This is a genomic window from Micromonospora sp. MGP-C2 (assembly GCF_057766525.1).
Map to the genome: position 1 here is coordinate 6906310 of NZ_JBYMEN010000002.1, position 14188 is coordinate 6920497.

At 64.9% G+C, this 14188-nt stretch carries 5 protein-coding genes; 3 read left to right on the forward strand and 2 right to left on the reverse strand.

What is annotated here, in order from left to right; translation table 11 throughout:
- The first annotated feature begins 33 nt into the window (after positions 1–33).
- Together AC3CF1_RS31725 and AC3CF1_RS31730 are read left to right on the forward strand one after the other, a co-directional pair.
- Complete coding sequence (locus tag AC3CF1_RS31725; protein WP_488451905.1) at positions 34–10719, forward strand: LamG-like jellyroll fold domain-containing protein; 10686 nt, start codon at positions 34–36, stop codon at positions 10717–10719.
- Entirely contained in the window at positions 10719–11330 is a 612-nt protein-coding gene (locus AC3CF1_RS31730; RefSeq protein ID WP_488451906.1) for a DUF416 family protein, read from the forward strand. The genes AC3CF1_RS31725 and AC3CF1_RS31730 overlap by 1 nt, the downstream gene beginning before the upstream one ends.
- Before the next feature lie 227 nt (positions 11331–11557).
- On the opposite strand, the gene AC3CF1_RS31735 is transcribed toward AC3CF1_RS31730, so the two are convergent.
- Together AC3CF1_RS31735 and AC3CF1_RS31740 are read right to left on the reverse strand one after the other, a co-directional pair.
- Complete coding sequence (locus AC3CF1_RS31735) at positions 11558–12151, reverse strand: GntR family transcriptional regulator (RefSeq protein WP_488452153.1); 594 nt, start codon at positions 12149–12151, stop codon at positions 11558–11560.
- A gap of 886 nt (positions 12152–13037) precedes the next feature.
- On the reverse strand, positions 13038–13421 hold the full coding sequence (locus tag AC3CF1_RS31740) for a VOC family protein (RefSeq protein ID WP_488451907.1): 384 nt from the start codon (positions 13419–13421) through the stop codon (positions 13038–13040).
- A gap of 256 nt (positions 13422–13677) precedes the next feature.
- Between AC3CF1_RS31740 and AC3CF1_RS31745 the strand changes: the two genes are divergently transcribed.
- Positions 13678–13878, forward strand: coding sequence for a hypothetical protein (locus AC3CF1_RS31745; protein WP_157743949.1), 201 nt, complete (start codon positions 13678–13680; stop codon positions 13876–13878).
- Positions 13879–14188 lie beyond the last annotated feature (310 nt).

Sequence of the window (14188 nt, forward strand, 5' to 3'; positions counted from 1 at the left end):
GGGCCTGCGTTCCGGCGGGTTGCGACAGTTCTGGTGCTCGTCCTATCCCTGGGTGTTGCTGCCCCACGAGGGCCACTGCCCACCGTGGCCGGCTCGGGTTTCCCGCTTGGTTGGTTCTGGTCGCTGTTGGAGGCCCGACCGTCCTGGGCATTGGGTAATCCGCCCACCCCGAAGCAGCAGGCGGGAAAGAGCCAGCCGCGCGGTCACTACGCGGAGGCTCCGCTCACCGAGGATCGCAGCAAGCCGGTCCGGGCGAAGGGTGAGTTGGCGCGCTTTCAGCCCCATCGGCCGGAGAACGCGGTGCGCAACGCCGGCGACTCGTCGCGTGGGTTCGACCTCAAGACCAGTAAGCGTCAGGCGGCGGGCGCCACCGAGCAGACGGAGATGTTCCGCAACGCGGACGGCTCGTACACCCGGAGGGTCTACCAGCGGCCGGTCAACTTCCGGGCGGCAGACGGGTCGTGGCAGCCAATCGACGGCAACCTGGTGCAGGGTGCCGACGGTCGGCTCCGGCCGCGGGCCAGCGGCCAGAAGGTCGAGTTCAACGCCCCGGGCAGTGCTCCCGCTGCGCGCACCACTGACACGACCCCGTTGGTCAGCGTGACATTCGACGCAGGTCGGAGCCTTGCCTACCGGATTGCGGGCGCGAGCATCGGGCCACCCGAGGTGAGCGGGGAACTGGCGACGTACCGCCAGGTCTTCCCGAATGTGGACCTGAAACTCGCTACTGCTGGAGGCGAGGTCAAGGAAAGCCTGGTCCTCCGCTCGGCGGACGTCCCCACGGAGTACACCTACCCCCTTTCACTGACCGGGCTCAAGGCCACCGTCGATGGCGACGGGTCGGTGGTCTTCCGAGCCGCCGACGGACAGACGGTGGCCCGGATGCCCGCGGCGTTCATGGAGGACGCCGCCATTGATGCTTCTGGTGCCGGTGCGATGTCCCGCGACATCCGCTACTCATTGGTCGACACCGCAGACGGCCCGGCGCTCAAGATGACGGTCGACGGCGCCTGGCTGCGTGACCCGAAGCGGGCGTTTCCGGTGGTGCTCGATCCGACCATCGCCACCACGAACGGCGACACCTACGTCCAGTCCGGCGGCACCGAGTCGGACCGGTCGACTGAGCACAGTATCGGGATCGGCACATTCAACAGCGGTTCGGCCAAGGCCCAGGGCCTGCTACCGTTTCCCGGCTTCACCACTGCCTACGCGGGCAAGAAGATCAGTACGGCCAAGCTCAACCTCTTCATGACCTACCAGGGCCTCAACACCGGTTGCGAGGTCCACCGCTTCGACGTCTTCGCCGCCAAGTCGGCCTGGTCGTCCACCGGCGTCCGGTCCACGACGTTCCCGACGTTGTCGGGGTCCATCGGCAACGCATCACCCACCAGCACTGCGGCCTGTGGTAATCAGGACGCCATCCGGAACGTTGGCGTCTGGGTGCCGGTCACGCTCGACGTGTCGGAGGTCAACAACTGGGTCACCGGCGGCGCCAACTACGGCCTCGCACTGAAAGCCGAGAGCGAAACCAACAACAGGGCCTGGAAGCGGTTCACCTCGGTCGACGCCGGGCTCGACACCCCGGCGATGCGCTGCGCCCACGCGACCTACGGGTCGATCAAGTGTGACGCCTTCCTCGACGTGACCTACACCGACAACGTCCCGCCGCAGCTCGACGTCCGCTACCCGGCCAACAACTACGCGGTCAACACGTTGACCCCGGAACTCGCCGCCGCCGGCAGCGATCCGGACGGCTGGCCCAACAAGGGCCTGCGGTACAACTACTTCGTCTACGACGAGGCGGGCGCGCAGGTCAGCACCTCCGGTTGGGTGACCGCTGGCGTATGGAAGGTGCCGGCTGGCGTCCTTGTCTGGGGCAAGACCTACCAGTACGCGGTCCAGGTCAACGACTACTCGTCCACCTCGACTGTCGCCCCCGTGAAGTACGCGTTCACGACCCAGGTGCCGCAGCAGATGGTGACCTCCGACCTGGCGCAGAACGGCGGCAAGGGATACGAGCCGAGCACGGGCAACTACACCACCTCCGACACGGACGTCGAGGTGACGACTGTCGGTCCGGCGCTCAGCATCACGCGGGACTACAACAGCCTCGACTCCCGCGTCTCCGGGGCGTTTGGCCGAGGCTGGTCGTCGCTGCTCGACATGCAGGCCCGCGAGTCGACCGACGCGAGTGGGGCCCTGCAAACGGTGGCGGTTCGCTATCCGAGCGGTGAGGACGTCTCGTTCGGTCGCAACCCCGACGGCAGTTGGACACCGCCCTTGGGTCGTTACTCCGTCTTCAAGGCGGTCACCGGCGGTTACACGTTGACCGACAAGGACACCACCACGTACGAGTTCACCCAGGCGGCGGCCGGTGGGGTCTACGGCCTGACCCGGATCACCGACGCTGCGGGCCGGTCGCTGACCGTGCACTACGACGCTGCTGGGTTGGTCGACGAGGTGCGCTCCGTGGCCTCAAGTCGCGCACTCCGCATATCGTGGTCGCGTCCACCGAACTCGACGTATCCACACGTCTCGGCGATCACCACGGACCCCGTCGTCAAGGGCGACGCGGCCAGCGCGGTGACGTGGACCTACAACTACGACGGCGACCTGCTGACGAAGGTTTGTCCGCCTTCTGGGGCCGCGAACTGTTCCAGCTACCAGTACACGCTGACGCCACAGCACGCCACCACTGTGCTCAACACCGACCCGTATTCGTTCTGGCGGCTCAACGAGAGCCCCGGTGCGACGGTCGCCCAGAGCGCGGTGCTGAGCAACGACGGCGTGGACAACGCCACCTACGCCAACGTCACCCTCGGAAGTTCCGGCCCGGTGGCGAACTCGACCTCCACGGCAGCAAGCTTCAACGGCACCTCGTCGTCGGTGAAACTGCCGGCGAAGCTGGTGACCGAGGCGTCGTACCAGTCGATCAGTATGTGGTTCCGCACGAGCAGCCCCACGGGCGTGCTTTTCAGCCATCAGGTCGACCCGGTCAGTACGGGTGCCACGACGACCAAGACCTACACCCCGACCCTGTACGTGGGGTCGGACGGCAAGCTGCGTGGACAGTTCTGGACGGGCAGCACCGCGAACACCATGGCCTCGCCGAACACGGTGGCCGACGGTCAGTGGCACCATGTCGCCCTGGCTGGCAACGGCGGCAACCAGGCCCTCTACCTCGACGGTGCCCGCGTCGGCGCGCTGACCGCCACGATCAATCTTGACCTTGGCATGACGAACGGCTACGTGGGCGCCGGCTTCCTCGGCGGCGCGTGGCCTGCGCAACCGAACACCGCGGCCACCGCCACGTTCTTCAACGGGTCGATCGCCGATGTGGTCTTCCACAATCGGGCCATCACCGCGCCCACGGTGACCTCCCTGCGCAGCAGCGGTGTTGCGGCTGACCCCCTGCTGACGCGGATCACGACCCCCGGTGGTCGGGTCCAGGCCATCGTCGATTACGACACGGTGACGGGCCGGGTCAAGCAGGTCACCGACGAACTCGGCGGGACGTGGAAGATCGGGGCACCGACCGTTGGCGGCTCGAGCCTGGTGTACGTGTCCTCGGTGCTCGGGTCGCAACCGGAGCACTATTTCCGGCTCGCCGACATTCAGGCGCCCACCCAGCCGGTGAACGAGGTGCGCGGTGAGTTCCACGACGCGCGGTATCGAAACGTCACGTTCAACACGACCCAGCCCAACACGACGAGCCCGTTCGCCGATTCGTACGGGGCAGTGTTCAACGGCACCAACGCCTATGTCGAGCTGAACGGCATGGCGGACCTCGGCGGTGGCACATACGACACCACCAAGTCTGTCGAGATGTGGTTCAAGACCCCGGCAGGCAGCGCTAAGAGCGGGGTGCTGCTGGGCTACACCAACGGACAGATGGACCTCCCTCCGTCGACGACGGGGGCGACCACGTGGACGCCAGCGCTCTATGTCGGTGGGGACGGCTACCTGCGGGGCGAGTTCTGGGCACCGCAATCACCCGTCGTCCAGTCCCCGTCGAAGGTCAATGACGGTAGGTGGCACCACATCGCGGTTACCCAGACTCCGAGCCAGCAGTTGCTCTACCTCGATGGCGACATGGTCGGAGGCCACGCAGGCACGGTCCAAGATCTGGCCAGGGTGGCCGCCTACCTCGGCACGGGCATCACCAAGGGCTGGCCCGGATCTACGCAGGATGTCTCCTACTTCACCGGCAACATCGCCGAGGTGGCCTTCTACAAGACGCCGCTGAGCGCCGCAGAGGTCGACCGGCATTGGAAGGCGTCGAAGAGCACCACACAGCCGGGCTCCGGCACCACCGGGTCGACGCTGACCTCGATCACCACGACGACGGTCACCGACCCGAAGGGCAAGACCTCTACGCAGGTCTTCGACCTGGTCAACGGTAACCGGCTGATCGCCTCCACCGACGTGCTGGGCAACACCACCAACTACGGGTACGACATCGGCGGCTTCGGCTCGGTCACCTATGACCCACTGCGGAACAAGACCGAGACGGGCCGGGACGTGCGGGGCAACACGATCCGTACGACAGCGTGTATCACTTCGATCAAGTGTGACTCGGCCTACTACAACTACTATCCGGACGCGACCAGCACCAACCTCGCTCCGGATCCACGTAATGACCAACTGATCGAGTACCGCACGGCCAACTCGTACAGCCCGACAGACCCGATGTTCCTCACCCGGTTCGGGTACGACGCCGCCGGCAACCGGACGAGCACCACCACGCCGCCCGTCGCGGGCTTCCCGACTGGCAAGACCACCACCGTGACCTACACCAGCGCGACCACGCCGGCGGTTGGTGGCGGAACGACGCCGGCAGGTCTGCCGTTGACAACCAGGTCCGCTGGCGGCACCACCCAGACCAACGAGTACAACTCCGCCGGCGATCTGGCACGGATCACTGATGGCGCAGGACTGGTGACCGAGTTCGCCTACGACGGCCTGGGTCGCATCAGCGCCAAGACCGTCAAGACCGAAACCCTGGGGGATCTGACCACCTCAATGAGGTACGACGCGGAGGGCCAGGTCGTCGAGCAGACCGAGCCCCCCGTGCTGAACCAGGTCACCGGCGCGGTGCACACCGGTCGAACGTCGACTGACTACGACCCCGACGGCAACGTCACGGGACGCCGGGTGCAGGACCTGACCGGCGGCGATGCGGAGCGTGCGGTCCAGAGTTTCTACGACGACCACAGCAGAATGATCAAAACGGTCAATCCCGCAGGTGTGGTCACCCTGCTCGAATACGACATCTACGGCAACACCACCGCCGAGGTGACCTGCGACAGCTCTCCGGTGCCCGGAAACCCCTGCCCGTCGGGGGACGTGCTGCACGCGGTACGCAAGACCTTCGACGGCGAGGGCAACGACCTGGTCACCACGATCACCGGTGCCGACGGCACCACCACCCGGGTCAGTTTCAAGGCGTACTTCCCGGACGGCAATCTCGCCTCCGACACGGACGCCATGAATTACACGACGAACTACACCTACAACGGAGACAGCACGCTGCGACGGGCCACCCGGACCGACGGCACCCGCACCTACGTGCTCGAGGAGAACATCCACCGGCCCGACGGGGAGTTGTCGAGCCAGCAAACCAACAACGGCGCGACGACCGTCGGATACGCACGCGACCCTGCCAACCGGGTCGTCCGCATCAGCACATCGTCGCCGACGGATGTCGACACTCAACGTGTCACCAGTTTCAGCTTCGACGCTGACGACCATGTACTGGCCACCCGATCAAGTGACCGCGGCGGCCCGACGGCCCTGCAGGCGACCAACCGTACTTACGACCCACTCGGCCGGATGACCTCGGAGCGGATCGCCGCAGACCCTTCAGCCTCGCCGAACGCCTGGTTCAAGCTCGACGAGACCAGCTTCAGCGACGGATACAACGTCGCTTACGACTCGACCGCGTCGGCCCTCAGTGCCAACGGCGGCGCCGACGTGACCATGTCGGGAGGCGCCGCCACATTTAGTGGTGGTCGGGGTCTCCGAATCGGCGGCCAGGCCATCGATACTGCCAAATCGTATTCGATCTCTGCCTGGGTCAAGCCAAAAGATTTCCTCAAGGACCAGACCGCGCTGACCCAACTCGGCTCCTGGGGGACCGCTTACTATCTTGAATACAATAAAACCCTTAACAAGTGGGCCTTCCGGACACCGTCGTCGGACTCGGACAGTCCATCGGCCATCTACTCCGCCACCTCCAGCACCGCGTTGGCCGCAAACACTTGGGTTCATCTGGTTGGTGTCTACAACGCCACCAGTAAGGCGCTCAGCCTCTACGTCAACAACATCGCCGGTACCGGGGCCACCAACCCGACCCCATTCACCTCGAATTCGCCCACTATCGGTGGCGGCTACCTCGGCACCGGTGTCTACGCCAGCTACAGCGGCTCGATCGACAACGTGCAGCTTTATCAGCGAGCCCTGTCCGCTGCCGAGATCAACACGCTCTACGCCGGGGGCAACGGCCGCACCGGTGAGGCACTGACATCGACCACCGGCCCGACGACCAGCTACACGATCGACAAGCTGGGCAACACCACCGCCACCACCGACCCGAAGGGCAAGACCACCAGCTACGAGTACGACGAGGCCGGCCAGTTGGTGAAGACGGTGGAGCCGTCGGTGACTGCCGAGGTGTTCGGTACGTCGGGTGTACCTGTCGTACCCGTCTCTCGGATCGGCTACAACACCTTCGGCGAGATGGTCGAGACGCAGGACCCACTTTCGAATGTCACCCGTACCCGAGTGGACGCTCTCGGCCGGCCCACCGAGGTCATCGCGCCGGACTACACCCCGCCCGGCGGTACGCCAATCGTCGGGGCGTCGGTGCTCACCAACTACGACAAGCTCGATCAGGTGCGCTCGGTGACCAGCGCAGACGGTAAGACGACAAGCTACGAGTACGACTCCCTCGGCAATCGGATTGCGGTCACCGATCCGCGGGGCAAGGTGTCCCGGGCGACCTACGACAAGCTCGGCCGGGTTCTGGAGTCGATCGACCCCACCGGTGCCAAGCAGACGTCGACGTACGACCTGATGGACCGGCCGCTCACCGCGAGCCAGGTGGTCCGCCAGACCGGCGAGACCAACACCACCAACTATGACTACGGCACCGGAGCGCTCGGGCAGGGTCCGTGGCCCCAGGCGGTGACCACCGCCGCGGGCGTGAAGACGTCGAGCACCTACGATTTCACCGGCGCGCCACTTACCACTACCGACGGTGCGAACAATCAGACCAAGTACCAGTACGACGGACTTGGTCGCACCACCAGGATCACCATGCCGGATGGTACCGCGCAGACCGCCAGCTACGACCCGGTCGGCCGGCTCACGCAGCAGCAGGACCTGGATGCTGCCGGAACCGTACTCGTCACCCGATCAAAGGGTTACGACGACAACGGCAACCTGACGTCGTCGACGGACGGGCGCACGACCACCACCACCTTCGGGTACGACGCAACGAACCGTCTGACGAGCCAGAATCAGCCGGTCACCGCCACCACCGCGATCACGACCAGCTTCGGATACGACGCCGCCGGTAACCGGACTCGCTTCACCGACGGCCGGGGCAACCAGTTCTGGACCACCTACAACACCTGGGGTCTGCCCGAATCACGAATCGAACCATCCACCCCGGCCTACCCGAACCTGGCCGACCGCACCTTCACCATGACCTACGACAAGGCCGCTCGGGTCGTTGACCAAATTGCTCCTGGCGGGGTACGCACCAGCAACAGCTATGACGACGCCGGCCGACTGACCCGACAGACCGGCACCGGCGCTGAGGCCACCACGGCCGACCGGACCTTCGATTACGACGACGCTGGCCGGGTGACTGGCCTCGCGGTCCCTGCGGGCACAAACACCGTCTCGTACGACGACCGTGGCCTACCCTTGTCCATCACCGGTCCCGGCGACTCGTCCTCGTTCACCTACAACAAGGACGGGAGGATGGCGTCGCGCACGGACGCCGCCGGCACCAGCAGCTACACCTACGACAACGCCGGCCGATTCCGGACGGCGGCCAACACCACCACAGGCGTCAACCTCGTGGTCGGCTACAACAACATGTCGCAGGCCTCGTCGATCAGTTACAACTCCGGCAACGTGCGGAGCTTCGGTTACGACGCGATGCACCGACTGAAGTCCGACACACTGAAGAATGCCGCCGGTACCACCACCCTGGGCTCGATCACCTACGGCTACGACAACAACAACAACGAGACCTCGAAGGTCACCACTGGCTTCGCCGGGTCCAGTTCCAACACCTACACCTACGACCTCGCCGACCGGCTGTCGACCTGGAACAACGGCACCACGACCATCGGCTACACCTACGACGGCGCGGGGAACCGGACCCAGGCCGGCGGGAAGGTCTTCACCTACGACGCACGCAACCAGCTCGCGACGCAGAGCGGTGGCGTTACTTACTCGTACACCGCGCGAGGAACCTTGCGCCAGACCAGTTCCGCGGCGGGTTCGTTCGGCACCACGGCGGATGCCTTCGGCCAAGTGATCTCCCAGCAGGCCACGGCAGGCAACCGCACCTACTCGTACGATGCGCTTGGTCGAGCCGTCGTACCGGGTTTCCGATACACAGGCCTCGACAACGACCTGGCCCAAGACAGCGGGGCGACCTACACCCGTGGCCCGGATGGCTCACTGCTCGCGGCCGGCTCCGGCACAGGGACAGGGTCTCGGTACGCCTGGACGGACCAGCATGACGACGTCGTGGGCCAATTCACCGCCACCGGCACCACCCTCTCCGGGTCGACCACCTATGACCCCCTCGGTGTCATCGTCGCCACGTCCGGTCTGCTCGGCAGCCTCGGTTACCAGTCGGAATGGACTGACAACCTGACCGGGCGGGTCAACATGCTCGCTCGGTGGTACAACCCGGATACCGGTCAGTTCGACACCCGGGACACCGCGTCCAACAACCCGGTGCCCGACTCGGTCAACGCCAACCGCTTCCAGTACGGCGACGCCAACCCGCTGACGACCACGGACCCGACTGGACACTGGGGCCTTTCGAGCCTCAAGAAGGCCTTCCGCAGCACTGTTTCTGTGGTCACCAACCCTGTTGCGGCGATCCAGACCACCTACCGCGCCGCTACCACCCTGGCGAAAAGCTCCTACCAGGCATTCAACTACGTCCGCTCCGGTAAGGCGTGGCAGGACGTCAAGAAGACGGCACGCAATGTCAAGAACAACCTGAAGAAGGCCGCCCACGTCGTCAAGGACACCACGGTCCGCTGGGCAAAGAAGAAGGTCCAAAAAGTTAAGGACGCGTATCACGCCGCCAAAAAATGCGTCTCCGGCGGCGTTAGCAAATGCGTCAAAGAGACCGCGAAGAAGGCAGCAAAAGCCGCCGTCACCAACCTCAAATCGACAGTCGAAGCGATCAAGAAAGATCCGTGGAAGTTCGCGGCGACGGTGGCCGTGGGTATCGCAGCAACAGTCGCAGTGGCTGCGCTTTGCGCCACCGGTGTCGGGTGTCTGATTCTGGCCGGTGCCGCTGCGGGAGCGATGTCCGCTGGTGCTGGATACATGGTCGACGTGGCGCGCGGCGATGAGAAGTTCTCACTGGGCAACTTGGCCAGCACAATGCTCGAGGGCGGCCTGGACGGCGGTCTCTCCGCCGGAGCGGGCAGGTTGACCGGAGGGGCGACGAAGCTCGCCGGTGGCGGAGCCAGTCGCGCGCTCGCCGGCAAGACCGGCAGAAGCGCCGAGCCGAGCCGGCCACAGGCTGGCGAGAGACAACAGAGCGCCTCCGGGTGCAAGACTGCCCGGCACAGCTTCGATCCGGCCACCCGGGTCCTGATGGCCGACGGCAGCACCAAGGCGATCAAGGACATCGCACTGGGCGACAAGGTGGCGGCAACCGACCCCGAGGCTGAGGAGACTGCGGCCAAGAAGGTCACCGCCCTGCACATCAACCAGGACCGAGACCTCACCAACGTCACCGTGCGGGACGCCAACTCGGGCAAGTCGACGGTCCTGAAGACCACGCAGCACCACCCGTTCTGGGACGCCACCGACCGCAAGTGGGTGGACGCGGCCGAGCTCAAGGTCGGCCACCGCCTGCTCGTGCACGACGACAAGCGGCTGGAGGGTGACGGCACCGGTGCCGGCATGGGTGGCGGGGGACCTGGAGCACAGGTGACCGTGGTCGAGGTTCAGAACCTCGACGGCGACGCCGAGATGCGCGACCTCACCGTCGCCGACATCCACACGTACTATGTGATAGCCGGCGCCACCCCAGTCCTCGTCCACAACAACGATCCCGCTTTCGCAGGGAGGGCATGCGATGTTCCTCGCTTGGAGCGTAGTGCTGAGCGGATCAATGGTTCGCTCGATCCCATCGCTAGATCGCAGCGAGACACGGTTGTGATGAGCACCAACAATGGGCCAGACCTCGTGGCCTCCGGCGTCCGCGACATTGACCCACGCCAGCGAGCTGCGATGGGCGGTTCCGAACAGGAAGCGCGGCTTCCTGGACATCATGCTGAGGTAACCGCAAATGAGCGGGCGAAAGACCTTGGGCTGAGTCCGCGGGCGCTATCCAGCTATCCGCATGCAATCTGCCCAGCCTGTCGTCAGTATCTAGAAGAAGAAGGTTATCGGATCTCGTCCGATGGGATGAGCGCCGTTATGCGTACCTTCGGAAAGGGGAGCTGATGGTAGTCCCGGTGCGCTTCGACTCTCAGCGGCTTCGCGAAGACCTTGCCAACCTTGCCCCGTGGCAACGTACCGCCTTTGCAGTTAGCTGCGTTGAGGTGCTGATACCTGGATACTTGAAATTCAGTGCGTTGGAGGAGGTCGGCGATCCGGTCCTGGTCCGGATCTCGGTCGACGCGGTCTGGTCGGGGCTGCAGGGGGGCGAGATGAGCAGGGCCGTATCAGAGCTTCCTTCGCCGGACTCAATAAAGGAACTGTTACCGGCTGAAGAAGACTGGAACGAGTGGACGCCGCAGGCGGAAGATGCTATTGCCTCGCTCGTTTACCTCTTGGAACTTTTGCGTGACGATAATGTTGACCTCGCTGTCTACGTTGCTGAACGAGCGTATGCGGCAGCGGACGAGTTCGAAGCACGGGAGCAGGATCTAGCGGTCGTTGGAAGGGATGACGGTGAGGCGCTGTTGCAGGCTTCGTCGATCCAAACCGAACTGCAGCGGCAGGTGGATGCCCTAGATGCTCTGCAAGATCCTGGGGCCGACTCCTCTATAATTGCCGGTTTGCGGGCCGCTGCGATGCAAGTACCTGTTGGCGGCCTGACGGGAGTCGGCTAAATAGCCTGGCGAATGTATATATGAGCGGCATGTCTCCCGCGTCGAAGAGATATGGAAGCGAGCGATCGCAAAGCTTTCAGAGTCCACTCAAGGGTAATGCAATGTCACCAGCTTGACGCCTCGCGTGCCGACGCCTGTCGGTGTGCGCCGGCTACACCGGGCCGGCTTGATCCTGCAGAGAGGTTTTGAGCCAGTCGGATCTTGGTCGAGGGCCTTGGTCCGGTGGCTTACTGCTTCGGTGCGCGGTCGCGCCTGCTTGCGGGGACGCTTGGCGGGCGGCGAGGGCGGTACCCTACCCGGCCGGATCCGCAGGAGCGCTTGGCGGGTGGCAGGGCCTGCTCGTCGTCGCTGACCCGATGGAGGTGTTCGGGTTGCCGGGCGAAGTTGCCTCGGTCGGCCTGGTGTTTGATCACTTCGTCGATGAGGTCGTTGTTGGTGTCGGCGTGGCGTAGCAGGTCGTGTAGGGCTGGGTTCTTGTCGTCGGCCGTGCGGGCGTGGTGGTAGCGGATGGTGATGGCCCTGAAGGCCTGCTGGTCGGCGAGGTAGGCGGCGACTCTGAGGCGTAGGTCGGGGTCGTCGATTGGTTCGCGGAGGACACCGCCGTGTAGCAGGTCGAAGGCGTTGGGGTGCACGAAGGTGCCTTTGCCAGCGACGCTGTAGGTGATGCGCCGGCGTTGGAGTTCGCGTAGTGCGCGCTGGGCGGTCATGGAGGCCATGCCGTAGAGGTCGGCTATTTTGCGTGCGGACGGTAGTGGGTCGTTGGGGTTGAGGCGTCCGTCGCGGATCTGGTCGAGGATGTCGTCGATGACCTGCTGGAACAGGGCTGGCTTGTCGTCTGGGTTGTGGAGCCGGCCAAGGGACTGTCGATCCCCTGCTTCCCGAAGGGCAAGGGAACCATTCTCGACCTGGCCAGAAGGCGGTGCGATATCGCGCGGCCCAGTCTCGCCGGGCCCATCCAGTCTGTTGATCGATGACCGGTGGAGGGGCTGACGGTCGCGTAGGGCAGGCTCATTGGGATTGCCTGGCATGGGAGGCGCTTGACGATCAGCGGTAACGAGCCCGGTAACGGGAAAGATCGCAGCGAGCGGATGGGGCGATGATCGACGGCATGGAACGGCATTTTGCGGGGTCGCTCTTGTCCGTTTCTGAGAACGTTTCAGCCTATCCTGGCATGGTCTGACAAAATCGTTGCAAAACTGGGGGTCAAGGGGTCGTCGGTTCGAATCCGGCCGTCCCGACGCAGGTCGAAGGGCTGATCCGGAAATCGGGTCGGTCCTTTCGCCGTTCTGGGGACCAAGATCGGTCAAGTTGAGGCTGGCTGGCGCTACTTGACCGTTGGTCAAGTTTCAGGTGGCTACCCGGGTCATTTGCCGAATTGTTCGTTCTCTGGATCAAGGCGGCCCGCAAGCGGGCCGCGCCGGCCTGCTGGCGACCTTCGGCCGGCATCGGCCGGGCCGGCCGGCCACGGTTGGGATTCACAGGATCGGAAGACCTCAGGGCTCCGCCCCGAACCCCGGCCCTCCTCAGAGATGCCGCCGCAGATCACCTCGTCGGGCACCACAGGGGCTACCAGCCTCCCCGGACGGGGACAAGGTGGAGTGCCCTACCGGACGAACGACCTTGGCCCCGTCCGGGGAGGCTGGACGGTCTACGACTGCCCGACGAGGAGATCCGCTCAGCCCACGAGGCAGACGCGGTCACTACGAACTACAGCTCCTCGAACAGCTCCCACTGAATGTTGTCCGGATCGCGGAAGACGACCATCGCCGGACCCTTAGAGTCCGCCTTCACCCCACTGTTCGGGACCTGATTTGCGGTGAGCACCTCGGCGACGCGTGCGACTTCACCCACGGACACGCCGATGGCGATGTGGTCCAGGCCTATGCGCGCCTCGGTGAAGCGGTCGCCCGAAGGCGTGCCGGGCAAGGCTGGGTGAAGCACCAGGCTGGCTGAGGTGCCTCCCAGCCTGAACCGCAGCTTCTCGCCCGGGAAATCCTGATCGACCCGCAACCCGAGGACTCCCTCATAGAAGCGGCGAGACTGTCCCAAGTCGCTGACGCGCAGCGTGATGTGATGAAACTGATACGTCATCGAGCGGACGTTAGGCTGAGGCTCGCTGCCGGTCAACGGCATTTGGGCTCAGTCCGCAACGAGTCCGCAAGCGGTCAACCGCCAGCGGAGAGCGGTGTGAGATGTCGAGAGGTGTTTTCGCTGCTAGACCAGCATGTGCACTGGCCGGCGGGCCGCTCATCTTGATCTCGTAATGCGTAGGTCACTGCGATCCCGGTCAGGACTCGTCAAGCGCCAGCTGTTGAGCCCGGCTGCCGCCTGGCCGATGCTGTCGAGCATGAGCACGCCCAAAAGGAGAAGTCCATCGTTCCGCGAGCAGGCCGACCGCCTCACGCTGATTGATCGCTGGGGCCACTTCGTCCTGGATCAACCGGTCCTCGTGTACCCCGGCGAGACGATCTGGCGCAAAGGCGACCAGCTCATGGTGCAGCGGCTCGATGGACGCGTGGACGCCTACCCCGGCTTCGTGAACCGCTGATGTCTGCGGGATCGGGTGCCAGGGCTGACAGCAACCATTGACAGCAACAGCCTCGGACCATGAGGTACGGACGAAGCACCTGCAGGAGCAGGGCCAGCCACGAACGCCGGGGGCGGACCGTTTTGGACAGCTCGGCCGAGGCTACGGATCGGAGGGCCGGCCGGACCATCTACGGACCGGGGGACCACGCGGGGACCGCACGTGGTGCGCGATGCCAAGCGGTACACCTTCGAGAGAACGGCCTGACTATGCGCATAGCGTGTGTGACGTGCGGAAACCCTTAGCAAATCGTCCTGGGGGTCAAGGGGGG